General features: G+C 61.9%; 31 protein-coding genes. All 31 read left to right on the top strand.

What is annotated here, in order from left to right:
• The first annotated feature begins 42 nt into the window (after positions 1-42).
• The 31 genes from ACSQ76_RS12395 to ACSQ76_RS12245 all read left to right on the top strand — a co-directional run bounded on the left by ACSQ76_RS12395 (position 43) and on the right by ACSQ76_RS12245 (position 21,259).
• A complete protein-coding gene (locus ACSQ76_RS12395) occupies positions 43-531 on the top strand; it encodes a DUF1937 family protein (protein WP_437156808.1) in 489 nt (162 codons plus the stop codon).
• Positions 528-869, top strand: a complete 342-nt coding sequence (locus tag ACSQ76_RS12390) for a hypothetical protein (protein WP_437156807.1) — start codon at positions 528-530, stop codon at positions 867-869. Before ACSQ76_RS12395 ends, ACSQ76_RS12390 begins: the two co-directional genes overlap by 4 nt.
• Positions 862-1,173, top strand: a complete 312-nt coding sequence (locus ACSQ76_RS12385; protein ID WP_437156806.1) for a hypothetical protein — start codon at positions 862-864, stop codon at positions 1,171-1,173. The genes ACSQ76_RS12390 and ACSQ76_RS12385 overlap by 8 nt, the downstream gene beginning before the upstream one ends.
• Positions 1,170-1,973: a DNA-methyltransferase gene (locus ACSQ76_RS12380; protein ID WP_437156805.1), complete on the top strand. Its 804-nt coding sequence runs from the start codon at positions 1,170-1,172 to the stop codon at positions 1,971-1,973. The genes ACSQ76_RS12385 and ACSQ76_RS12380 overlap by 4 nt, the downstream gene beginning before the upstream one ends.
• On the top strand, positions 1,970-2,362 hold the full coding sequence (locus ACSQ76_RS12375) for a hypothetical protein (protein WP_437156804.1): 393 nt from the start codon (positions 1,970-1,972) through the stop codon (positions 2,360-2,362). Before ACSQ76_RS12380 ends, ACSQ76_RS12375 begins: the two co-directional genes overlap by 4 nt.
• Entirely contained in the window at positions 2,362-2,904 is a 543-nt protein-coding gene (locus ACSQ76_RS12370) for a hypothetical protein (protein WP_437156803.1), read from the top strand. Before ACSQ76_RS12375 ends, ACSQ76_RS12370 begins: the two co-directional genes overlap by 1 nt.
• Positions 2,904-3,110 carry a ribbon-helix-helix protein, CopG family gene (locus tag ACSQ76_RS12365; RefSeq protein ID WP_437156802.1) on the top strand — a complete coding sequence of 69 codons (207 nt, stop codon included), beginning with the start codon at positions 2,904-2,906 and terminating at the stop codon, positions 3,108-3,110. Before ACSQ76_RS12370 ends, ACSQ76_RS12365 begins: the two co-directional genes overlap by 1 nt.
• Positions 3,107-3,439 (top strand): hypothetical protein, encoded by a 333-nt coding sequence (locus ACSQ76_RS12360; protein WP_437156801.1) that lies wholly within the window; start codon positions 3,107-3,109, stop codon positions 3,437-3,439. The genes ACSQ76_RS12365 and ACSQ76_RS12360 overlap by 4 nt, the downstream gene beginning before the upstream one ends.
• Positions 3,436-4,038: a hypothetical protein gene (locus ACSQ76_RS12355; RefSeq protein ID WP_437156800.1), complete on the top strand. Its 603-nt coding sequence runs from the start codon at positions 3,436-3,438 to the stop codon at positions 4,036-4,038. Before ACSQ76_RS12360 ends, ACSQ76_RS12355 begins: the two co-directional genes overlap by 4 nt.
• Before the next feature lie 192 nt (positions 4,039-4,230).
• On the top strand, positions 4,231-4,812 hold the full coding sequence (locus ACSQ76_RS12350) for a hypothetical protein (RefSeq protein WP_437156799.1): 582 nt from the start codon (positions 4,231-4,233) through the stop codon (positions 4,810-4,812).
• Complete coding sequence (locus tag ACSQ76_RS12345) at positions 4,809-5,600, top strand: hypothetical protein (protein ID WP_437156798.1); 792 nt, start codon at positions 4,809-4,811, stop codon at positions 5,598-5,600. The genes ACSQ76_RS12350 and ACSQ76_RS12345 overlap by 4 nt, the downstream gene beginning before the upstream one ends.
• Positions 5,601-5,778: 178 nt before the next feature.
• Positions 5,779-6,102, top strand: a complete 324-nt coding sequence (locus tag ACSQ76_RS12340; protein ID WP_437156797.1) for a hypothetical protein — start codon at positions 5,779-5,781, stop codon at positions 6,100-6,102.
• Complete coding sequence (locus ACSQ76_RS12335; RefSeq protein ID WP_437156796.1) at positions 6,092-6,514, top strand: hypothetical protein; 423 nt, start codon at positions 6,092-6,094, stop codon at positions 6,512-6,514. Before ACSQ76_RS12340 ends, ACSQ76_RS12335 begins: the two co-directional genes overlap by 11 nt.
• Positions 6,515-6,571: 57 nt before the next feature.
• Positions 6,572-7,951 (top strand): ISL3 family transposase, encoded by a 1,380-nt coding sequence (locus ACSQ76_RS12330; RefSeq protein ID WP_437156795.1) that lies wholly within the window; start codon positions 6,572-6,574, stop codon positions 7,949-7,951.
• The gene (locus ACSQ76_RS12325) at positions 7,923-8,306 is read left to right on the top strand and encodes an XF1762 family protein (protein WP_437156794.1); all 384 of its coding nucleotides are present in this window, start codon (positions 7,923-7,925) and stop codon (positions 8,304-8,306) included. Before ACSQ76_RS12330 ends, ACSQ76_RS12325 begins: the two co-directional genes overlap by 29 nt.
• Positions 8,307-8,480: 174 nt before the next feature.
• Positions 8,481-8,900, top strand: coding sequence for an HNH endonuclease (locus tag ACSQ76_RS12320; RefSeq protein WP_437156793.1), 420 nt, complete (start codon positions 8,481-8,483; stop codon positions 8,898-8,900).
• 37 nt (positions 8,901-8,937) lie between these two features.
• Entirely contained in the window at positions 8,938-9,426 is a 489-nt protein-coding gene (locus ACSQ76_RS12315; protein WP_437156792.1) for a hypothetical protein, read from the top strand.
• On the top strand, positions 9,426-11,174 hold the full coding sequence (locus tag ACSQ76_RS12310) for a terminase large subunit (protein WP_437156791.1): 1,749 nt from the start codon (positions 9,426-9,428) through the stop codon (positions 11,172-11,174). Before ACSQ76_RS12315 ends, ACSQ76_RS12310 begins: the two co-directional genes overlap by 1 nt.
• On the top strand, positions 11,167-12,513 hold the full coding sequence (locus ACSQ76_RS12305; RefSeq protein WP_437156790.1) for a phage portal protein: 1,347 nt from the start codon (positions 11,167-11,169) through the stop codon (positions 12,511-12,513). The genes ACSQ76_RS12310 and ACSQ76_RS12305 overlap by 8 nt, the downstream gene beginning before the upstream one ends.
• Entirely contained in the window at positions 12,510-13,235 is a 726-nt protein-coding gene (locus ACSQ76_RS12300) for a head maturation protease, ClpP-related (protein ID WP_437156789.1), read from the top strand. The genes ACSQ76_RS12305 and ACSQ76_RS12300 overlap by 4 nt, the downstream gene beginning before the upstream one ends.
• A 74-nt stretch (positions 13,236-13,309) precedes the next feature.
• Positions 13,310-14,557 (top strand): phage major capsid protein, encoded by a 1,248-nt coding sequence (locus ACSQ76_RS12295; RefSeq protein WP_437156788.1) that lies wholly within the window; start codon positions 13,310-13,312, stop codon positions 14,555-14,557.
• Positions 14,558-14,631: 74 nt separating this feature from the next.
• Entirely contained in the window at positions 14,632-15,294 is a 663-nt protein-coding gene (locus ACSQ76_RS12290; RefSeq protein WP_437156787.1) for a hypothetical protein, read from the top strand.
• A 12-nt stretch (positions 15,295-15,306) separates the two neighbouring features.
• Positions 15,307-15,903 carry a head-tail connector protein gene (locus tag ACSQ76_RS12285; protein WP_437156786.1) on the top strand — a complete coding sequence of 199 codons (597 nt, stop codon included), beginning with the start codon at positions 15,307-15,309 and terminating at the stop codon, positions 15,901-15,903.
• 8 nt (positions 15,904-15,911) lie between these two features.
• On the top strand, positions 15,912-16,283 hold the full coding sequence (locus ACSQ76_RS12280; protein ID WP_437156785.1) for a phage head completion protein: 372 nt from the start codon (positions 15,912-15,914) through the stop codon (positions 16,281-16,283).
• The gene (locus ACSQ76_RS12275) at positions 16,273-16,713 is read left to right on the top strand and encodes an HK97-gp10 family putative phage morphogenesis protein (RefSeq protein WP_437156784.1); all 441 of its coding nucleotides are present in this window, start codon (positions 16,273-16,275) and stop codon (positions 16,711-16,713) included. The genes ACSQ76_RS12280 and ACSQ76_RS12275 overlap by 11 nt, the downstream gene beginning before the upstream one ends.
• The gene (gp17, locus tag ACSQ76_RS12270; RefSeq protein ID WP_437156783.1) at positions 16,713-17,120 is read left to right on the top strand and encodes a tail completion protein gp17; all 408 of its coding nucleotides are present in this window, start codon (positions 16,713-16,715) and stop codon (positions 17,118-17,120) included. Before ACSQ76_RS12275 ends, gp17 begins: the two co-directional genes overlap by 1 nt.
• A 1-nt stretch (position 17,121) precedes the next feature.
• Positions 17,122-17,556, top strand: a complete 435-nt coding sequence (locus ACSQ76_RS12265) for a phage tail tube protein (protein ID WP_437156782.1) — start codon at positions 17,122-17,124, stop codon at positions 17,554-17,556.
• Between the two features lies 1 nt (position 17,557).
• Entirely contained in the window at positions 17,558-17,932 is a 375-nt protein-coding gene (locus ACSQ76_RS12260) for a GTA-gp10 family protein (RefSeq protein WP_437156781.1), read from the top strand.
• A 14-nt stretch (positions 17,933-17,946) separates the two neighbouring features.
• Positions 17,947-18,249: a hypothetical protein gene (locus ACSQ76_RS12255; protein WP_437156780.1), complete on the top strand. Its 303-nt coding sequence runs from the start codon at positions 17,947-17,949 to the stop codon at positions 18,247-18,249.
• Complete coding sequence (locus ACSQ76_RS12250) at positions 18,246-20,633, top strand: phage tail length tape measure family protein (RefSeq protein WP_437156779.1); 2,388 nt, start codon at positions 18,246-18,248, stop codon at positions 20,631-20,633. Before ACSQ76_RS12255 ends, ACSQ76_RS12250 begins: the two co-directional genes overlap by 4 nt.
• Positions 20,630-21,259, top strand: a complete 630-nt coding sequence (locus ACSQ76_RS12245) for a hypothetical protein (protein ID WP_437156778.1) — start codon at positions 20,630-20,632, stop codon at positions 21,257-21,259. Before ACSQ76_RS12250 ends, ACSQ76_RS12245 begins: the two co-directional genes overlap by 4 nt.
• The last annotated feature ends 68 nt before the right edge of the window (positions 21,260-21,327 follow it).

The following is a 21,327-nucleotide window of genomic DNA, read 5'->3' as shown; positions in this document are numbered from 1 at the left end:
CTGCGCTTCGGCGCGGCCCCTTTTTCCTGAAAGGGTGTCGCTTTGACCGAAAGCGCTTGTTTCGAAACGGTATGGCCTGCGCGGGCCTATCAACGGACGGACCCGGTGAATTTCCGGGTCGATGCCACGATGTCGGAGGTCGTGAGCGAATGCCGGGGGCGGCTTTGCTACTTGGCGACACCTTATTCGAAGGTGGTGCTTGACGACGCGGGCCGATGGTCGCGCGAAAAGTCGATCACGGCGGCGATTCTTGCCGGGCGTTGGGTGCGGGATTTCGCGCTGGACGGCGTGACGGCGATTTCGCCGATTGCGCTTTGTTGCGCGGCGCTCGATGCCGATCATGTGACCGGCTATCTCGATCCGCTGGACGCGGTGTTCTGGGAAAACTGGTGTCGGCCCATGCTGAACGCGTCTGGCGCGGTCATCGTGCCGCCCTTACCGGGCTGGCAGGAAAGCGTCGGGATCGGTGTCGAGGTACGCGCGGCGCTGCAGATCGGCCTGCCGGTCTATGTCATGGGGTCGGTCGCATGACCGCCGAAGCGCTGATAAGTCAGCGGTCGCGCGATCGTATTTTCACGCATTTCGCCTGCCGCCTGAAATCCCGGTTCGGGATCGAGGGTGTCGCGCTGAAGCTGTGGCGTCATCTGGCGATGCTGCATCATAGGCAGGATTGGGCGCAGTTGGTGCCGGTCGTGCGGCTGAACAGCACGGGTCGCCGTCTGTTCTTTGTCCGGCTGGCCGATGGGCGTCCGATGTGGGTCGTGTTCGATACGCGGCTGGGGGTGCCGATCACGGTCTATTGCGCGGGCATGGATATTCAGCCGCAAGGGTTCGAGCCGATCCTTTTGACGGACCCGGCCCATGCGTAATCACAAGAACCAATATCCCGAAGCCGTTGTTATTGGCGGGCCGGTCAATCGTGACGTTAGTGCAGAGGCGTGTCGTCAGCTATGGTGTGCGGTTCTGCAGCACGCCGTTTCGATGGCGTTGCGGTCCCTGCCGCGCACCGAACGGGCGCTTGTGACAAGCCTCGAAATCCAGCGGGCGCGAAACTGGATCGGGACGCCTGATTTCAAATTGGTCTGCGAACTGGCCGGGATCGATCCGGCCTATGCGAAGGCCCGCATCAAGTCGCGCATGGCAGAATCCGCGCCGGAAAGCGGTGAAGCATGACCGGGATCGAACGCGATGTCATAATCGGCCCTTGCCGGTTGATCCTGGGCGACATGCGCGACGTGTTGCCGAAGATCGAGGCGCGGGCCGACATGATCATGTCCGATCCGCCCTATCGGCTGACATCAGGCGGTCGAAACGGATTGATGAGCGGATGCCTTGGCGCGGAAACATACGACAATTCGGGTGCGCTGTTCGAAATGGTCGAATGGACGGACATGGCCCCGCTGATGTTCGCCGCGATGGCCGACGATTCCGATGCGATCATCATGACATCAGATAGAGAAATGCAGGACGCGCGGGCGGCTTTGCAGGCGGCGGGGTTCGGGTTTCACCGCGTCCTTGTGTGGGACAAGATCACGGCGACGCCAAACCGATGGTTCATGCCCGATTGCGAGTTCGGACTGTATATGTGGAAGGGGCGCGCGCGGGCGATCCGGGATTGTTCCACCAAGGCGAAGATCAGGTGTCCGCAACGCGACGTGTCGCAGCATTACCTGCCCGCCGATCTGCCGCCCGGCGAACGCGCGGCCCATCCGACAGAAAAGCCCGTTCCGCTGATGGCGTCCTGGATTGCCAATTGCACCGATCCCGGCGGCTTGGTTCTCGATCCCTTCATGGGGTCGGGGTCAACGCTTGTCGGCGCGGTTCGGTCGCGCCGCCGGGCGATCGGGATCGAGCGTGATCCGAAATGGTTCCATGTCGCCTGCGAACGGGTCCGCGAAGCGGTCGGATCGGGCGAAGTCGATGCGCCGCTGTTCGCCGCCGAGACAGCGGAACAGGAGGGTTTCGCGCTGTGAGTATCCTGCAGGACATTACCGCAAATGCCGTGGCACGGGATTTGACGCCGGAAGATTTTCGGACCTATGCCCATCCCGAAATTGAGCGGTCGCCCTATTGGGAACGCGGCGTTTGTTTCCTGCCGGAATGTTCACGCCGGTTCGAGCCGTCGCGCGATTGGCAAATGTACTGCTGCACGGAATGCGAACGCGCCGGGACAAACGAATTGCGCAAATGGGGGCATCGGATGGCCCTGTCGGCGCTGGTCTGGCGCATGGGCAAGTATGAGGCCGAAAACGAGGCGTTGCGCGACCTGGCCCGCGCCGCCCGGCGGCATGTGACGCATGTACAGTCATCGTGGTTCGAGGATCGCAAGGCGCGGGCTGCAGCGGCACGGGGGCAGGGCTGATGACGGATCATTCGGTCGAGCGTTTCAAGGAATATTCGACATCGGGTGCCTTCAACCTGTCGCTGTCTCGGGCGCAGGTGTCGGCGCTTTCGATGATCGCGGAACATGGCGATGCCGTAATCGGCGGGCATACGCAAAGGGCGCTGCATCACAAGGGCCTGATTTCCGACATTCGGGCGAATGATGGACGCTTGGAATACCGCCTGACGCCTGCCGGTGCCTACGCGTTGCAACTGGTCCGCATGGCTGACCTAGTGCAAGGCCCGGCGGATACTGTTGCGGCGGAAATTACCGCGCTATCCGGTCAGCTGGGCGAAGCGCGGGCGGCGGCGCAGGACGCGTTGACCTTTGCCCGATCAATGCAGGCGCGGGCCGAAGCGGCGTTTCGTGCGATCAAGAGATTGCGGCGTTTTATCAAGTCGGGTGCGCCGCATCCGAAACCCATGATCAGCTTGAAGGACCCGCGCCGGGAACTTGGTTTTTCGGCGATGGTTCGGGCGCTCGATGACTTGGAGCGCGAATTGAACGGGGGTGACGGCTAATGACTGACCGTCGCAGGCAGTGCCGGGCATCGCCGCCGGATCGGATTGGTCGCCCTGTCACGGTGCATCTGAGCGCCGACGATTACCGCGACCTTTACGAACTGACGATGACGCGCGGCGGGTCGATGTCCGATGCCCTGCGCGACCTGGTACGCGCCGAAACCGCAAGGAAACCCACGGTATCAGATCAGGGGGAAAACCTTTGAAATACAAAGCTATGAACCGAAACAGCCCGGCGAGTGACATTGCAGGCACGATAGTAGATGAGGCAATTGCGCTCTTGTCGCGCTACATCGGCATTTCGCGGTTGAACGCGCATACTTGCATTATCGATCTGCTCTTGGCGGCTGTCGGGCGGATCAGTCCCGAAGGCTCAATTCAATACATCGAAGTTCTGCTTGAACAGGCTCACGCGCGCAAAAGTGGCGATCAGGCCGCGTATGAAGCAACCTATGACGCGATGAAATCCGCCCTCGCCAAGATGGAGTCGGATCGTCAGGTTCTGGCCGCGACCGGGAAGGTCACGCGGCAATGACGGGGCAGGCAGCATATCTGGTCGAGGCCGAAGCGATCGAGGAATATCCCATCGCATCCGCCGAACGGCTGGAAAGTCATTTTTACATGGAATGGCATTTCAGGCGCTGGCGCAAAAGCCGGTTTCGCCAGCTGGTCGATCCCGAATGCGGCTGGTATGGCTTTCTGTTGTTTAACGAGGCGCAGGACGAAACGCCGGTCGGCACGTTGCCGGTCGATGATCGGCTTCTGGCGAAGGCGTTGGGCCTGTCGCTGGAAGCGTGGCAATCGCTTCTGAAGCGGGAAATCACGCCCTTGCACGGCTGGCACAAGGTTCGCACCGATACGGGCGAAATCCGGCTGGCGCATCCGGTGGTGACGGAAATGGCGCTGAAGGCGCTGGCCGGAAAGCGCCGCAATTCCGAGGAACGCGAACGCCGCCGGGCGGCGAAGCGATTGAAGGACCTGGCCGCGATGATCGAGCGCGTCGGTGCGTCGCAGCTCTTGCGCCGGGCCGGTTTGGTCGAAGCGGTCGATCAGTGGCTGATGGACAACGCGCAGGGCCGGAACCGGACAGAGGCGCTTGTGCGCGAGGCGCTAGACGCGGTGTGCGGCGGGTGATGCCGGGTCTGTGCGACTTTGTGACGGTTACAGAATGTTCCGTAACGGGAACGGAAAAGTCACGGAATGGAACGGGAAAATCACGGGTTCGGTCTTTTTTGCGCCGGTTTCGTGACCGCTGAAAAGAAAAGACACGAAAAGAAAAAGAAATGAAATCCACGAACCGCAACCGAACCGCCAAGGGGGAAACCGATGGAAGGTGATCAGCTGAAGCAGGGCAAGGAAAGGGTCAGAAAAAACCTGATCGAGCCGCTGGAACGGGCAAGGATGAAGCGCAAGGCCGGATGGACGGTCGATCAGCATCAGGCGATGATGTCGAGCCTTGAAGCGCGTCTGGCTTACATGAACGCGAAGAACCTGCAGGCGCTGGCCGAATGCTGCGAACGCCACGCGGGCGGCAAGCTGAAGGATGTCTGGCCTGCCGAAGTCTCGATCTGCAATTGGGCGCGGCGTCTGCAGGAACCGCCTGCATCGGAAAGCCGTCTTGTGCGGTCCTATTTGCAGTCGGGCGCGGGCGTTGCGGCGCGGGCCGGGGATTACCTGGTCGAACTGTTCGTCTATCTGAAGCGCATGGGTGTTCCGCCGAACGATTACGTCCTGAAGGAACTGCAGCAGCGGGCGCAGGACAGGGCGCGGGCGCATGACCGGATCAAGCGCGGCATCGCGTCTGGCGCGGCGACATCGGCAGAACGGGCGCAGCTTGACGGCTATCACGCGACGTTGCGGCGGTGTGAAGGGATCATCGAAGCGGGCAAGCAGGGGGCAGAGGCATGACGAAGAACGGCAACGGGATCGAGGATGTGATTGCGCGGATGGATCATCGCGCCGAGGTCCGGCAGGCCGAGGCCGACCGGATCGCGGAGGTTCGGGCGCGTGGGTTCGTTCCCGCCGATGTCGGATCGCGGACGATCGAGGCCCCGGCGCGGGGGCCGGTGCGGATGTTCGAGGGGATGAAGCTTTATCCCGATGGTGACGATGGGTTCCAATCGAAGCCGTCCGGTTACAACGGATGGAAAACGCTTCAATGCGCGGATGCCTTCGACGTGATGCGGGCCAAGTCGCGCGGGCGCGGCGGCGCGGAACCTTTCACGGCGGCGCAGGTCCAGATGGGCCGGTTCTATGGCGAGTTATTCCGCAAGCATCAGGCGGCGGGCGTCAAGTGTTCTAGCCTGGAAGGGCGCGTTTCAGGCGGCGGCAAGGGCGGCGAGTTCATGGACGCAGTGCTGCGCGACCGGCGGCGGCTCGATCTGCTGCAGGCGCGGATCGGCGCGGGCGCTGCCATGCAGGTCCGGCGCATCCGTCCGAGTGAGCGCGGAACGCGGGTCACGATCCTTGATCGGCGTCTGGTCGATGCCGTGTGTATCGAGGAACAGACATTGACGGATGTCTTGCGGGCGCATGGCTGGGCCGGGTCCGGTCGCGGGCCGTCATCGAAGCATGTCAAGGCGCTGTCGGCGGCGCTGGCGGCTGCGCTTGAAAGGATGATGGGGCCGGTGCGCGGGCGCGGGTTGCGGGCTTCGCATTTCGGCGATGGGCCGGGGTCGATTTGGGGGAACGGGTGATGTTGGATAAGATGCCGATCTCTTTGGCGGAAGCAAACGCGTTCGTCTCGACGCATCATCGTCATCATGGGCCGGTGATAGGTCACAAGTTTTCTGGCTATTCGGATTTCTGTGTTGAAACGGCATCTGCTGTAGCTTACCCTATTTCGGACTATCGTGTGGAATGGAGATGCCAAAGATGGCTGAAGCGACGAGTGACAACACGGCCCCGCAGGACTTCGGATGGGTGCTACTGGAACTGATGGGGCATCGGCAGCGGATAGGCCGCGCCCGCGAGGAGTATGTCGGCAGCGGCAAGATGATCCGGATCGACATCCCCACCGAAGAAGACGGCGAGGTGACCGAGTTCTATGGCACGAACGCGGTCTACTCTCTTCGTCCGATCTCGGAAGAGGTCGCGAAGGATCACTGGGCAGCCCGCGACCCGAGGCCCGTGCGCCCTGCCGAATATCGCCCTGCATCGCAGATCGAACACTACGAGGATGACGACGATGAGTCTTGAGGCATGGGGTGATGAAAACCCTTTCGACGCCGACTATGGCGGCTGGTCTGAGCGGGCCGCGGAGGCAGGGTGGATTGACCCGGCCGACTATTCGCCGGGCGTAATCGCAATCCTTCAAGAGCGGGAGCGTCAGGAAACCGAGGAAGGCTGGACGCCAGAGCATGATGACCAGCACACCGACGAAACTCTCGCCTTGGTGGCCGCGCTCTACGCCACTCCGTTTCGCCTGTTCTCCCAGGAGAGCGCCGAGGATCACTTCCTCTTCGAAGATCCTTGGCCGTCGGAATGGGACACCAGTTGGGACAAGCGCGATGAGTTGGATCGTCGCAGAAAGCTGGTGATTGCCGGTGCATTGATCGCAGCAGAGATCGATCGGATTGACCGCGCAGCGATGCGGGACTCCACATCCTAATCCGAAACGTGCCACATCGGCACTATGTCGAATCTGCTTTACCTTCCGGACTGGACCGTGACCGAATACGAGATCGACAGCGACGGCGCTTACCGCATCCCGGCCAGCTATAACACGGCACCGGAGCACTGCGAGAAGTGCGGCGCTGTCGGCAACCTCTACAAGCACGGCACCAAGAAGACCGTCTTCGTCGATGCCCCGGTTCACGGGCGTCAAACCTTCATCGAGGTCACGCGCCTGCGCTTCCGCTGCCGGGACTGCGGCGGCACCTTCATGCAACCCCTGCCGGACATGGATGATACGCGGCGCATGACCGTTCGCTGCCGCGACTACATCGCCAGGCAGGCGCTCCTGAAGCCGAACACCCACGTCGCCGAGGATGTCGGCGTCAACGAGAAGGTAATCCGGCAGATCAGCAGCGAGAACAGCGAGGTCCTGCTGGCGGAGCACTTCGAGACCCTTCGCGCGCCGCGCGTCCTCGGGATCGATGAGCTGAAGATAGGCAAGGAGATGCGGGCCATCTTCACCGATGTCGAGACCAGCTGGCCGATTGAGCTTCTGCCGGGCCGGTCCAGCGAGGAAGTGGTTCACTTCCTGGGGAACCTGCCGGGCCGCAAGGAGACCGAGGTCGTCACCATCGACATGTGGCGTCCATACCGCGAGGCGGTGTCCTACGCGATGCCGCAGGCGGTGATCGTGGTCGACAAGTGGCACGTCCTGAGGATCGCCAACGACGCCATGGAGACGGCGCGCAGGCGCTATCAGGGGCTGCTGAAGGACAAGGACCGGCGAGAGCTGAAGCGCGGGAAGGCGATCTTCCTGAAGGCGCCCTACAACCTGACCGACTCCGAGCTGCTGAACCTGGACGGCTGGCTGAAGAACGTGCCCGAGCTGCGCGGGGCCTACGAAACGAAGGAGGCGTTCAAGGCCATCTGGAAGCACAAGAACTCCGACGACGCCAGAGAGGCCCTCCACGCCTGGCGCGCGGGCGTTCCGAAGCATCTGCTCAACCTCTTCCGCCCGGCCATGACGGCCACGAAGAACTGGGAGCGCGAGGTCCTCAACTACTTCGACCACGGGCGCTTCACCAACGCGCCGACCGAGGCCCGGAACCGGGTGATCAAGATGACCAACCGCCTCGGCGCTGGCTACTCCTTCGACGCGATCCGGGCGCGCGCGCTGCTTGGGAAACGACCTGGACGGGTGAAGGCAGAGAAGGTTGCCGCCGAGAAGGCGCGCAAGGCGTCCATGGTCGAGTGCGACATCTGCAAGGCCCTCTTCGAGCCGTCCGGCCTTGAGGTCTCGCACATTACGCCGATCTCGGCGGGCGGCTCGGCTGGCCCTGAGAACCGGCTGAGCGTGTGCCCCCAGTGCCACCGATTCCACACGAAGGAGTGGTTCAAGCCTCATGACGATTCCACACCTTTATCCGAATAGCCAGTTTTCTATCGCGGCTTTGTCCGGCGAAAAGGTTGTCGGTGTTGTCATCGTTGGCAGGCCCGTTTCGCGGCATCGGGATGATGGAACGACACTCGAAGTCACGCGGCTTTGTACCGATGGAACGAAAAACGCTTGTTCGTTTCTGTATGGGGCGGCGGCAAAGGCTGTGTTTGCTTTGGGGTTCAAAAGGTTGGGAACATATATTGCCCCATCTGAAGGCGGCGCTTCATTAAGGGCGTCGGGCTGGCGTTTGATCGGGGAAAGTCACGGTCGTTCTTGGGACGCGCAAAGCCGACCACGCGTCGATTCTCATCCCTTGGGTGTTAAGGAACTTTGGGAAGTCTCACATTGAACTGGAAAATTGCTTTTGTTTCCAACATCTTAATCTGTTGCTTGATTGGTTTAGATAGAAACTGCATTGACGCTTAGTGCATCGGCGGAGTACCGAATAGGCATCATCAAGAACTGCGCCCACGGGAAACCGGCGGGCGCTTTTTCGTTGATACCTGGACAGTGAAGGGTCGCGGTGCCGAAGAAACCTTGCGCCTATGCAGGTTGTCACAAGCTGATCGACCTGGGCGAAACATACTGCGCGGCACATGCCGGACAGGACAAGGGGCATCGCGATCAGCTGTCGGATGCGCGGCGTCGGGATAAACCGTCGCGGCGCTGGTACAATCTCAAGGCGTGGCGCGGGCCGGGTGGTCGGCGGCTGCGCCAGCTTGAAGCCGAACCGCTCTGCGAACTGTGCCCGGCGTCGTCGCGTCGCGTGGCAACCGTTGCCGACCATGTTGAACCGCATCGCGAGGATCATGGGCGTTTTTGGTTCGGTAAGCTTCAATCGTTGTGTGCGCATTGCCACAACAGCAAGAAACAGCGCGAAGAAAAGCGGTCAAGGGGGGGATCAAAAGTTCAACCCGGCCCCGTCGCCGACCGGCGGGGGTAATCAGATTTTTTCGCGTGTAATTTTTAGGGGGGGTGTCGTGGCCGATCCTGTTTCACAGATGGAACGGCTTGTGTGCCTCTTGGGCGGTTGGCCGGATCACTTCAGCGACAAGGCCGAACGGTTTGGCGAAAGCATCCTGCAGGTGCTTGTCGCCCGGCGGACGATCGATCAGGCGGTGTTCGGCCTGGTCGTGCGCTACGCGGAACACCGAGCCGCGTTCGATCGGCTGTCGCAGGAAATTGCGGATGAAGACTTCCAGGCGTCGGCGGCGAACTACCTGTCGGGGAAGGAACAGCGCCGAGCGTTCCATGAAAACCGGCTGGCGGCGCTGGAAACGCAGCTGCTGGCGACGCCGTATGCGCGCGCCAAGTCGGGCGAGAAAGTCCAGACGGATTTTCTGGCGCTGCTGGATGAGTCGCCGGATCCCGATGACGGCGGAAAGGAAACGCCGGCGGCAGACGGCAAGCGGCGCATCGTGCCGTTCGAGCCGATTGCCCGAAAGGGACGCGGTAGCGGATCCGCGTGATGCGGGATGCAGCTTTGGAAACCCCGATCACGCTTCGCGCAATGGATTGGGTCGAAGCGATCCTGTCGAACAAGGTTCCATCCTGTCGGCGGGTGAAGCTGGCCTGCAAGCGGTTCAAAAAGGATCTGAAGCGGGCCGGAACAGACGGCTTTCCGTTCGTGTTCGACGTGGAGGCGTCCGAACACATGTGCGCGTTCCTGGAAGCGTTGCCGCATACGGAAGGGCAATGGGCGGCGCGCGGCGAGACGATCAACCTGATCGGCTGGCAGGCGTTCATGATTTCGCAGATCGGCGGCTGGCGGCACATGATCACCGGCCTGCGCCGGTTCCGCACGGTCTATATCGAAGTGCCGCGCAAGAACGGCAAGTCGACTCTGCTGGCGGGCGTGGGACTGTATTTCCTGTGCGTCGATGGGGAACCTGGCGCGAAGGTCTATTCGGCGGCGTCATCTTCGGATCAGGCGCGCGAGGTGTTCGACCGCGCCCGCGCGATAGCGCTGGCAGAAATGCCGGACGGAACGACGCTCGACACGCGGCTGAATTTGAAGGTCGAGCAACACAAGATCAAGACAACGGACGTTGCGGCGATGTTCCGCCCGGTTGCCAGCCAAACGAAATCCAAGGATGGCAAGAACCCGCATTGTGCGATCATCGACGAATTGCACGAACATGAAAAACGCGATGTCTGGGACTCGATGGATCAGGCGATGGGGTCGCGCGAACAGCCGCTGTTGATCGCGATCACCACGGCAGGCCACAACACGGCGGGCATCTGTTACGAACAGCGCAAATACCTGCAGCGCGTTCTTGACGGCGTGTTCGATGATGAAACCTATTTCGGCCTGATCTTCGAGGCCGACGAAGGCGACGAACCGGGCGATCCCGAAACCTGGGCGAAAGCGAATCCCAGCATGGGTATCGCCAAGTCGCAGGACTACATGCGGCAACAATGGGTGAAGGCATCGGCCAGCCCGGCGGCGATGGGCGAGTTCCTTCGCAAGCATCTGAACGTCTGGACAAGCGTAGGCGCGGCAGCGCTCGACATGGACGCCTGGCGGGCCGGTGAAAAGCTGGCGGTGCCGATGCTGAAGGTTGCGGGGCGCAAGGCGCTCATCGGGGTTGACCTGGCGACGCGCCTCGATCCCGCCAGTGTCGTTCTGCATGTGCCGGATGACGATCTGCACCGGCTCTACAGTTGGCATTTCCTGCCGCACAAGATTGTCGAGACGGAAGGCAACGAACACCTTGCCGGGTGGTATCGTGAAGGGTTCCTGCATTCGACGCCGGGGGCCGAACTGAACCTGAACATCGTTGAATCGCTGGTCGATCATCTTGCGGGTGTAGGAGATGGGGCCTGGGGCTGGGCCGATCTGCCAAGCTTCGATGTCGAGATGGTCGTTTATGACGCCATGTTCGCGGCGCAGATGGCGGCGAATTGGGAAACCAAAGGGATCAACGCCGTCGAATTACGATCGAGGGCGGCAAACCTGAATGAGCCGTTTCAGAAACTGATCGCGCGGGTCGATGACGGGCGCGTGATCAACGACGGCAATCCGGTTCTGACCTGGATGGCGGGCAACACTCTGATGCGGCAGGTGCAGGGCGGGGATTACATATTTCCGGGCAAGCTGGCCCCGGAAGATAAGATCGACGGGATCGTTGCCGCCTGCAATGCGATGTGGCCGATCCTGCAGGTCGCAGACAGCGAGGAAAAAGGCGTCGTGACACAAGGATTCGTGGATGTTTGATCGTCTATTCGGAAGCCGGGCGACGGCTGCAGAGGCGGTGCGCGCCGAACCCGTCCTGAAGCGGGACGAAGAACGCCGCCCGATGAACTTGCAATCGGGCGCATCGTTCGAGGAATGGCAAGAGTTTTTCCCGTTCCTGGGCGCGTCATCGGTCAACCGCGACACGGCGATGAAGCTGGTCGCGAATTACGCCTGCGTCACGTTGCTGGCCGGGACGATCGGAACGATGTCGGTGCGCGTCGTGCAGAAAAACGACCGGGGCGGCACGGATGTTCTGTCGGATCATCCGGTTCACGCGCTGGTCAATGACGAACCGTCGCCAGTGTGGTCGCCGGAAGTGTTTTTCGAGGGCGTTGGAGCGGTCGCGTTTCTCGACGGCAATTCCTACGCGGAAATCGCGCGGAACCGGCGCGGCGATGTGGTCGAGCTGCGCCCGATGTTCGATGCGCGGGTGAAGCCGTTCAAGAAAGGCCGCGACCTGTTCTATTCCGTGACCGAGGACGGGGAGACGCGCGGTTATGTGCAGGATGACGTTCTGCATCTGCGCGGTTCGGCGACGATGCAGGGGTTCGAGGCGCTTTCGCCGCTGAAGTGCTTCGCCCGGTCAATCGGCATCGGTCTGCAGGCCGACGAATACGCCGAAAAGTTCTACAAACAGGGTGTCAATCCGCCGGGCTATATCTCGTTTGAAGGCCGGGTCGATGAAAATATGGCGAATGAAATTCGCGATTACTGGACGAAGAAATTCGGCGGTGTCGCGAATTCGCACATTCCGGCGGTGCTGTCGGAAAAAGGGATGTTTCACAAGCTGGTCACGGACCCGGAAACGGCGCAGTTGTTCCAGTCGCGCAGCTTTCAGGTTCTGGACGTGGCGCGGGCCTACGGTGTTCCGCCCCATCTGATCGGGGAAACGGATAAATCGACCAGCTGGGGGACCGGGATCAACGCGCAGACAGCGCAGTTCTACATCCTGGGCCTGCGCCGCCATGTGAAGCGGTTCGAGACGGAACTTTCGCGCAAGCTTTTGACGCGCGAGGAACGCCGCCAAGGGATTTCGGTCGAAATCAACATGGACTCGCTTTTGCGGGCCGACCTGGCGGCACGGTACGACGCGCACAAGGTCGCTGTCGGCGGAACGCAACATCCGGCATGGCTGACCGTCAACGAGGTCCGCGAAATGGAAGGCCGGACGAAATCGGACGATCCCGACGCCGACAAACTCTATCGCCCGGTCGCGAAATCGGCCGGAACCGACGCAGGCGAGGATCAAGGCGGCGGATCGTCTGCGCCGCAACCGGGAACGCCGCTGTTTCTGACAAGCCGCGAGGGGCAGGAATGAAATTCAACGAAATCATCGCGCGGGCTTTCCGCGCCAAGGACGGTCAGCGCGCGGCGCTGAAGGTTCGGAACGCCGATGAAGATGGGGCGGTCGAGGTTCTTTTGTATGACCAGATTGGGTTCTGGGGGATCACGGCAGAGGAATTCAAACGCGAACTGAACGCGATCGATGCGGACACAATTCACCTTCGCATCGACAGTCCCGGCGGCGATGTTTTTATGGCCCGCGCGATGAAAACCGCGCTGGAACAGCACAAGGCGAAGGTGATCGCCCATGTGGACGGTCTGGCGGCATCGGCGGCGTCGTATATCATGCTTGGCGCGGATGAAATCGAGGCCGCGAAAGGCGCATTCATCATGATTCACAATGCCTGGATGATCACGCTCGGCGACACGCGCGATCACGCGGCGTCGGCGCAAATGCTGGACAAGATCGACGGGTCGATCCGCTCAGACTACGCGCAGAAAACCGGCAAGCCCGCCGATGAATTCCGTCAGTTGATGGATGATGAAACCTGGCTCGATGCCGATGAAGCGCTGGAAATGGGGCTGATCGATCGGGTGTATGAAAAGGACGGCGGCGCGGAAAACCGCTTTGACGTGTCGATCTTCGAAAACGCGCCGGACGCGCTGACGAAGCCCGCCGAACCTGAACCGGATTGGGCGGCGACAATTGCCGCGCATCAGCGCAGGCTGGAATTTTTCGAGCGCTGCGCGCCCTGAGCGCGGTCTATCCCGCAACGTGAACCGGCCCGCCCCTGGCGGGCCTTTTTTATGGACGAAACAGGAGAAACCCCATGTCCAACATCAAAAAGCTGCGCGAGAAGCGCGACGCGAAGGCCAAAGAGGCGCGCAACATCCTGGACGATGCGACCGGCACGTTCGATCAGGCCGCATCCGAAAAGGTCGATGCGATCTATGCTGACATCGACCTGATCGACAAGCAGATCGCGCAGGCGCAGCGCCTGCTGGATGACGAAGCCCGCCTGCAGTCCGAAGCCGACGATCCCGACACGCCGTCGAACGGAAATGGCGGCGGTCTGCCGGGCCTGCCGGGGGACGAAGTGCGTCAGCGTGTGTTCGATGCGTTCCTGCGCAACGGTCAGCGCGGCGTGAACAGCCTGCCCGAAGATGTCCTGGCGGCGTATTCGCGGGACGTGCAGAACGCGCAATCGACCGGCACTGACAGCGAAGGCGGCTACCTGGTGCCGACCGGGTTCGGCGGTCAGTTGTTGGAAAAGATGAAAGCCTATGGCGGCATCCGCAACCGTGCCACGGTGATCAGCACGGAATCCGGCAATGTGATCCCGTGGCCGACCGTCGATGAAACGTCCGAAGAAGGCGAATGGGTCGATGAAAACGTGGAAGCGGCGGATGGCGACATCGCGTTCGGCACGGTGTCCATCGCCGCACACAAGGCGTCGTCGCGCGTCGTGACGGTGCCGATCGAACTGTTGCAGGATTCCGGGATCGGCAACCTGGAAGGCATGATCGGCTCGATGCTGGCAACGCGTCTGTCGCGCACCACGAACAAGGGTTACACGGTCGGCAACAACGTGGGTAAGCCGAACGGCGCAATCACGGCGTCCGCCCTGGGCCATACCACGGCGGCGGGCCTGACGGATTCGTTCGGCTGGGATGATCTGGTCGAGTTGGAACACTCGCTGGATCCCGCCTATCGCCGCAACGCGACCTGGCAGTTCAACGATGCGGTTCTGAAAGCGGCGAAGCTGATGAAGGACTCGGACGGTCGCCCGATCTGGATGCCTGGCGTGTCGAACCAGGCGCCGGCGGAAATCCTGGGCTATGAATACGACATCAACCAGGACATGGCGGTGCCTGCCGCCGGTGCGCGATCGATCGGCTTCGGCGACTTTTCCAAGTACCTGATCCGCGACGTGATGAACATCACGCTGTTCCGGTTCACGGACTCGGCCTACGCGAAGAAAGGTCAAGTCGGGTTTCTGGCCTGGTTGCGCACCGATGGCGAACTGATCGACGCGTCGAACGAGTCGATCCGCCACATGCTGCAAGCCGCCGCCTGATCGGCGGCGCTAATTGAAACCGCGCCCGGCCCGGCGATCTGGCCGGGCGCTTTCATTTTCTAGGGGGCCGTGAAATGGCGAAGAAACCGACGAAGAAAGCCGATGTCGCGGCTGACGATCAGGCGCAGGCCGCGCCGGTGGTGGCGTTCGAGTATTTCGAGCGCGAGAATGAAGCGACAGGCGAAACGCTGCAGGACTGGCGGCGTCTGGAATTGTCCGAAGATGAATTCGAGGCATTGCCCGCCGACACGACCATTCATCGCGGCGTGTTCGTGGAAATGCTGACCGGGATCGAGGGTGGACGTTTCAGCCTGAAGCCGGGGCAGAAGCAGTGGATTCCGCCCCATGCCTATGAGGAATGGAAGGCGAAGGGGAAATGCAAGCCGACCGATGACGATCCGCAGGTTCTGCAGGCGCTGGAAGATCGCGGGGCCGCGATGCGCGCGGCGCAGCACGGCGAAGCGCAGGCGGTGGCAAAATTGGAAGCGGCGCGGGCCGCTCTGCATGATATGCAGCTGACGGTTCTGGCTGCGCGTGATGCGCTTCAAAGTGTCCGTGAGGCGCTTCAGGCCGCGCGTGAGCGTCTTGAAGCCGACATCGCGGATGATGACGCCGTGACGGACCCGAAAGCCGCCCTGAAGGACGTGCAAGAGGTTCAAAAGGATCTGCAGGCGGTTCTGAAGGTCCTGCCCGATGTCGTGATGACGGCACCGGAGACTGACGGCGACAAAGCGTAAGGGGCCGGGTGAATGTGGCTGGAAAGGGCATCGGGCGCGACGCAGCGTCTGATCGATCTTGCGGATGCCAAGGCATATCTGCGCGTTCTCGATGATGACGGGGATTTCGACGCCGAAATCGAACGCGCGATCGATGCGGCGTCGACGTTCCTGAATGTCGATGATGACGGGTTCGGCGGCTTGGGGTTTCCAATCGTCGCGGAGTCCTGGATCGTGCGGGATCGGGGTTTCACGTCCGATGTTCTTTCCCTGCCATTCCAGCGGGTGACGGCAGTCGACTCCGTCGAATACACCGACGCGCAGGGCGTGGCGCAGACCATGCCCGCGGAAGATTACGTGTTGACCAAGCGCGGGCGGCGGTTCTGCCTGGTTCCGATGCCGGGCAAGTACTGGCCGGGCGTGGGAACCGCGCCCGATGCGGTCCGCATCACGTTCACGGCGGGCTTTGCCGATGTCGGAGCCGTGCCGGATGACATCAAGGCTGCGGCGCGGCTGTTGATCGGGCATTTCTATGAAAACCGGCTTGCGGTCGGCGACGCGGCGATGTCGCGGGAAATCGCGCTTGGGGTCGATCGTCTGACGGCGCGGTATCGCCGCATCTGCGTTTGAGGTCCGGCATGAACCCGGCGGACCTTGATCAGATCATCGGTTTCGAGCGGTCGGAACCGGCGGCGCGGAACGGATTCAACGAACCTCAAAGCGGCTGGCGCAGGCTGTTCACCACATACGCCAAGCGCGAGGACGTGCGCGACGCGGAGAAAGTGGCGGCGGGGTCGCAGCTGGGGGCGCTGGTCGCGCGGTTCGTTGTGCGCAGCACGCCGAAAACTCGCGATCTTACATCCGAGGATCGTCTGATCACATCGCCGGTCTGGAATGAGGCGGGCGAACTGCAGACGGGGCAGGCGTGGAACATCAAGGGCAGAAAGCGGGCGCGGCTTGGGCGTCATGAAGCGTTGGAACTGACGGCGGTGCGGGTGCATGAAACCTAAGATGAAGGTGGAGGGCTTCAAGGCTGCTGAACGCGCCCTGATGCAGTTGCCGAAGGCCACGGCCAAATCGACCGTGCGGCGTGTCCTGAAGAAAGCGGCGCAGCCGATCGCCGATGCGGGCCGGGCGAACGCGCCGTCGCGCGAAGGCAACCTGAAGGCCAGTTACGGCGTCGGAACACGTCTGACAAAACGGCAGGGCCGCATGAGCCGCAAGGAAAGCGAAGTCGAGGTTTACGCCGGGCCAAACGATCCGGCGGCGGTACAGACCGAGTTCGGCAATGATCATCAGGTCGCCGAACCGCATCTGCGTCCGGCCTGGGACTCCGAGCGGCGCGGGGCGCTCGACTTGATCAAGTCCGAGCAGATGGCGGAAATCGAAAAGTCGGTCGCGCGGTATGCCAAGCGGCAGGCCAAGGCGGGGCGCAAGTGATGGAAGAAGAACTGACCGTGCTGATCCTGGATGACGCGAACGTATCGTCGTTCGTCGGGGATCGGGTGCATTGGCTGCGCCAGCCGCAATCGGTGAAAGTCTTTCCGCATTTGAACCTGCAGGTCATTTCCGACCCGCGATCCTATCACATGAAAGGTCCGTCCGGCGTGGTCAAAACGCGCATTCAGGCGGATGTGCGGGCGGAAACCTACGGCACCGCAAAGCAGACGATGCGGGCGCTTTATGCGCGTTTGTCGGGGTTCAAGGGGCTGCGCGGATCGATCGAGTTCATGGGAATTTTCGTCAGCGCGGGTCGCGATCTGAACGAAGAAACGGCGGAATCGGAACGCCAGCTGTTCCGAATTTCCGCCGATCTTGAAATCAGCTGGAAAGAGACGGGAGTCTGACATGAGTGATGGAATGATCGGCTTTGGAACCGAATTGCATCGGTCGAGCGACAGCGGTGCGACGTATAACGATACGGGCATGGAGGTGAAGGAAATCAGCCCGCCCAACATGTCGAAGGATACGGTTGACGTGACGCACATGAAGTCGCCGAACCGCTTTCGCGAGTTCATCGCAAGCCTGCGCGATGGCGGCGAATTCAGCCTGGTGGTGAACTATGTCACGGGCGATGACACGGGCATCGCGGACCTGATGGCCGATTTTGCCAGTGACGACGCGGGCTATTACAAGATCGTTTTTCCCGACACGACCGAATGGGAGTTCCGCGCGCATGTCACGGAACCCGAATTCGGCGTTCCGCTGGAAGAGGAAATCGAGGTCACGTTTACCGGCAAAGTGACCGGCGAACCTGTCCTGACCCTGGCGGCGGCGGCGTAACATGGCGAACGCGGTGAAAGGTAAGGTCGATTTCACATCGGGCGACGAAGGCTATTCCCTGCAGTTCACGACGAACGGGATGTGCGCGCTGGAGGAAGAATCCGGCGAAACGATGATGGCGTTCATTCAGCGCCTGGAACAGAACGCGGAAACCGACATGTCGATGAAGGACGTGCGGATTCTGTTCTGGGCAGGGCTGCAGGAACATCACGAAGGCATCACGCTGAAAGAGGCCGGGCGGGTGATGACCGGCGTCGAAGGCGGGTTCATGGGTGCGGTCGCGCTCTATGAGCGCGCGTTGCAGCTGGCGTTTCCCGATGCGGTCGAGGGTCAGGGCGACGCGCCGGGAAAGGCGAAGGGGAAAGGTCCGCAATAGACTGGGCGGGCCTTTTGGCATCGTGGACAGAGGCCGGGCAGGACCCGGCCCTGTTCTGGCATCTGACGCTTCGCGAAATCAAGATCGTGATGACCGGCGCGGCGCGCCGGATCGAACGCGAGGTCATGCAGAGCGAGGTCAACGCATGGCTTGGCGCGAGGCTGGTCATGATCGGCTATCACAAGCCGAAGAAATTCCCGAAATTCAGCAAGGTTTCGTCGGTCAAGACGAAACGGCGCGAACAGTCCTGGAAGCAACAGAAAGCGCTGGTCGAGGCGCTTAACGCCGCGTTCGGCGGGAAGGTCATTCGCAAATGAGCAGTTCGGTCATCGGTGCGCTGCGCGTCATCCTGGGGATGGACAGCGCGGCGTTCAACAACGGCGTCGGCGAAGCGCAAAAGCGCATGGCCGGGCTGCAGAAGCGCATGAAGCGCATGTCGCAGAGCATGACCAAAATCGGCCGGAACATGTCGCTTGCGCTGACAGGCCCGCTTGTGGGTATCGCCTATAAATCGGTTGCGGCGCAAAAGGCGCAGGAACAGGCGATCGCCAAGGTCGAGGCCGGGCTTGCCAGCATGGGGCAAACGGCAGGCTTCACGTCACAGGAACTGCAGGACATGGCGTCGAAACTGCAGGAAGGGACGCTGTTCGGCGACGAAGATATTCTGTCGAAGGTGACGGCGAACCTTCTGACCTTCGGCAATGTGCAAGGCGACGTGTTCACGCGGGCGCAAGCACTGGCGCTCGATCTGTCGGCGCTGTTGGGGCAGGATTTGCAGTCGTCAACGATCATGTTGGGCAAGGCGCTGAACGATCCGGTCAAGGGGCTGTCGGCGCTGTCGCGTGTGGGTATCCAGTTCACGAAACAGCAGGAAGATCAGATCAAGGCGATGGCAACGGCGGGCGATGTCGCCGGGGCGCAGGCGCTGATGCTGGCGGAACTTGAACGGCAATACAAAGGTCAGGCGCAGGCTCTGGCCGACACGGACTCGGGCAAGATCACGCAGGCGATGAACGCGCTTGGGGACGCATCGGAAAAGGTCGGCGCGATCATCCTGCCGATCCTTGCCGACCTGGCCGGGTATCTGAAGCGGGCGGCAGAGCGGTTTCAGGATCTGTCGCCGAACGTGCAGCGCCTGATCGTCGTGGGCGGTGCGCTTGCCGCCGGGCTGGGGCCGCTGATCGCGGGTTTTGGCCTTCTGATCGGGGCGATGGCCCCGCTGATCCCCGCGTTCCTGGCGTTGGTGTCGCCGATCGGGCTGGTGGTCGGCGCGGTTGCCGGGGCCGCGCTGTTGATCTGGCGGAATTGGGATGGTCTGAAACAGCGTTTTCCGGGGATCACCGGCTTTATCGGTGCCTCGATCGATGGGCTGAAAGCTGTGTTCGGGCGTCTGGGCGCGGCAAGTGCGCGGATCGGGCGCGGCGTGGTCGATGTTTTTTCAGGTCTGGCGGATGCGGTCGATGCGGCGCTTCAAGGGGATTTGAAAGGCGTTCTTGGTGCCGGGAAAGGCGTTTTCCTGTCGTTCAATGCGATGGTCAACGACACGTTTCGCATCCTGTTCGGTGACATCGTGAACAAGGCGCTGTCGTTCGGTCGCGACGTGGTGGCAAAAATCAAGCTTGGCCTCGATGAACGCTGGCCGGGTCTGACGAACAAAATCACCACCGCGATGACCACGTTCACGAACGGTTTCAGCACCGGACTCGCCACGGTGACGCGCATTTTCGGGGATCTTCTGGTTCACATCGGCAACGTCATGTCATGGATCGGCGATGATCTGGCGGCGTTCTTCAGTGGCGAGTTTTCGACCGTCTGGCAGCGCGGCGTCGATGCCGTGACCGGGTTTGGGGCCGATGTCCTGGCGGCGCTTGCGCAGATGCTGCAGGACGTGATCGCGAAGGCGCTAGAAATCGGTCAGGAAATAGTCAACGGCATCAAGGAAGGTCTGCAGCAAAAGTGGGCCGAACTGAAAGCGTACGTCGCCGGTCTGGCGTCCGATCTGGCGCAGGCGTTTCGCGAAACCCTTGGCATCAAGTCGCCGTCGCGAGTGTTCATGGGGTACGGCACGAACATCGCGCAGGGTTTGGAGCGCGGGATCAGGGGCGGGCTTGGCCTGATCACGAGCGCGATGGACGCGATGACCGGGGCGTTGAACGTGGGCGGTCTGAAATCCGAAGCCGAAAGCCTGGGCGACGGTCTGGAAACGCTGGGCCAGAAGGCGGCGGATTCGATGGGCAGCATCGGGGCGCGGATCGGGCAGGCAATCGGGCAGGCCGGGTCCCTGAAAGGGGCGCTGGCGGGAGTTCTGAAGGTCCTGGGCGATGTCCTGATCAAACAGGGGCAGGCTGCAATCGGCGGCGCGGGCGGTGGCAGTTTCTTCGGATCGCTGTTGTCTGGCGCGATTGGCGGGTTGTTGGGCTTCGCCGATGGCGGGTCGTTCAACGTGGGCGGCGTCGGCGGGATCGACAGTCAGGTTGTCGCGTTCCGGGCCAGCCCGAACGAAAACGTCCATGTCACGAAGCCGGGGCAGGGCATGTCGGCGATGCCGCCCCTGGTCTATGCGCCGCAGATCGACGCGCGGGGCGCGGATGCGGGCGCTGTCGCGCGGATCGAGGCGCAGCAAAGACAGATGCAGGCCGAGTTCCCGGCCCGCGTGGTCGAGGCGTACCGCATGGCGCAAAAGCGGAGGCAGTTGCCATGACGATTCAATTTCCGCGCACCGACATCATCGACGGGCTTAAGATCGTGGACGGGGCGCTGCAGCCCATGTGGCGGCACGATTATTCGGCGTCGCCCGCGCGAACGATCGTGAAGGACCTTGCGCCGATGCTATGGCGGGCGACATATCGCACCGCGCCAATGTCGCATGACGAAGCTGCAGAGATCGAAGCGGACCTTTTGACGTTGCAGGGCGGGGTCAAGCTGTTCGAAGGGTACGATCCGCGTCGGCCCTTGCCCTTAGACAATGCAGAAGATGCGCTGGACGGCGTGACAGTGTTCGTTATCAGCCCGGATCGGTTGCGCTTGCGTTTGACCGGGGTTCCGGTCGGATTCAAGATGACGAAAGGCGATTACGTGTCGATCGATGACGGGACAAACCTGTTCCTGATCCGCGCCGCAACGACAGCCCCGATTGCGAACGCGGCGGGCGAGTCGGGGTGGTTCGACATCGCCCCGGCGCTGCATCCTTCGATCACTGTCGGAATGCCCGTCACGCTGCGCTTTCCCTGCGCGCGTTTCATGCTCGATCCCGGCGGCGTATCCCGTCAGGCGACGGGCATTTTCGAAGAAACCATTTCCATCAGCGCAACGCAGGTCATCGAATGAAACAAGGTATTCCGCCGGAGGTCATCGCGGCGCTGAAATCCCGCGCCGTGCGGGCGCGTGACATGGTG

The sequence above is a fragment of the Roseovarius sp. B08 genome, assembly GCF_051417955.1.
Taxonomy (GTDB): Bacteria; Pseudomonadota; Alphaproteobacteria; order Rhodobacterales; family Rhodobacteraceae; genus Roseovarius.
Note: the sequence above shows the minus strand (reverse complement) of the source record. Positions and strands in the feature narration are given on the sequence as shown.

Coding starts and splice junctions, on each gene's coding strand:
- ACSQ76_RS12280 (WP_437156785.1), top strand. CDS start 15,912: ATGAACCCGGCGGACCTTGATCAGATCATCGGTTTCGAGCGGTCGGAA.
- ACSQ76_RS12250 (WP_437156779.1), top strand. CDS start 18,246: ATGAGCAGTTCGGTCATCGGTGCGCTGCGCGTCATCCTGGGGATGGAC.
- ACSQ76_RS12350 (WP_437156799.1), top strand. CDS start 4,231: ATGGAAGGTGATCAGCTGAAGCAGGGCAAGGAAAGGGTCAGAAAAAAC.
- ACSQ76_RS12355 (WP_437156800.1), top strand. CDS start 3,436: ATGACGGGGCAGGCAGCATATCTGGTCGAGGCCGAAGCGATCGAGGAA.
- ACSQ76_RS12325 (WP_437156794.1), top strand. CDS start 7,923: ATGACGATTCCACACCTTTATCCGAATAGCCAGTTTTCTATCGCGGCT.
- ACSQ76_RS12345 (WP_437156798.1), top strand. CDS start 4,809: ATGACGAAGAACGGCAACGGGATCGAGGATGTGATTGCGCGGATGGAT.
- ACSQ76_RS12285 (WP_437156786.1), top strand. CDS start 15,307: ATGTGGCTGGAAAGGGCATCGGGCGCGACGCAGCGTCTGATCGATCTT.
- ACSQ76_RS12265 (WP_437156782.1), top strand. CDS start 17,122: ATGAGTGATGGAATGATCGGCTTTGGAACCGAATTGCATCGGTCGAGC.
- ACSQ76_RS12380 (WP_437156805.1), top strand. CDS start 1,170: ATGACCGGGATCGAACGCGATGTCATAATCGGCCCTTGCCGGTTGATC.
- ACSQ76_RS12300 (WP_437156789.1), top strand. CDS start 12,510: ATGAAATTCAACGAAATCATCGCGCGGGCTTTCCGCGCCAAGGACGGT.
- ACSQ76_RS12335 (WP_437156796.1), top strand. CDS start 6,092: ATGAGTCTTGAGGCATGGGGTGATGAAAACCCTTTCGACGCCGACTAT.
- ACSQ76_RS12340 (WP_437156797.1), top strand. CDS start 5,779: ATGGCTGAAGCGACGAGTGACAACACGGCCCCGCAGGACTTCGGATGG.
- ACSQ76_RS12310 (WP_437156791.1), top strand. CDS start 9,426: ATGCGGGATGCAGCTTTGGAAACCCCGATCACGCTTCGCGCAATGGAT.
- ACSQ76_RS12390 (WP_437156807.1), top strand. CDS start 528: ATGACCGCCGAAGCGCTGATAAGTCAGCGGTCGCGCGATCGTATTTTC.
- gp17 (WP_437156783.1), top strand. CDS start 16,713: ATGGAAGAAGAACTGACCGTGCTGATCCTGGATGACGCGAACGTATCG.
- ACSQ76_RS12365 (WP_437156802.1), top strand. CDS start 2,904: ATGACTGACCGTCGCAGGCAGTGCCGGGCATCGCCGCCGGATCGGATT.
- ACSQ76_RS12305 (WP_437156790.1), top strand. CDS start 11,167: ATGTTTGATCGTCTATTCGGAAGCCGGGCGACGGCTGCAGAGGCGGTG.
- ACSQ76_RS12260 (WP_437156781.1), top strand. CDS start 17,558: ATGGCGAACGCGGTGAAAGGTAAGGTCGATTTCACATCGGGCGACGAA.
- ACSQ76_RS12295 (WP_437156788.1), top strand. CDS start 13,310: ATGTCCAACATCAAAAAGCTGCGCGAGAAGCGCGACGCGAAGGCCAAA.
- ACSQ76_RS12370 (WP_437156803.1), top strand. CDS start 2,362: ATGACGGATCATTCGGTCGAGCGTTTCAAGGAATATTCGACATCGGGT.
- ACSQ76_RS12275 (WP_437156784.1), top strand. CDS start 16,273: ATGAAACCTAAGATGAAGGTGGAGGGCTTCAAGGCTGCTGAACGCGCC.
- ACSQ76_RS12290 (WP_437156787.1), top strand. CDS start 14,632: ATGGCGAAGAAACCGACGAAGAAAGCCGATGTCGCGGCTGACGATCAG.
- ACSQ76_RS12385 (WP_437156806.1), top strand. CDS start 862: ATGCGTAATCACAAGAACCAATATCCCGAAGCCGTTGTTATTGGCGGG.
- ACSQ76_RS12245 (WP_437156778.1), top strand. CDS start 20,630: ATGACGATTCAATTTCCGCGCACCGACATCATCGACGGGCTTAAGATC.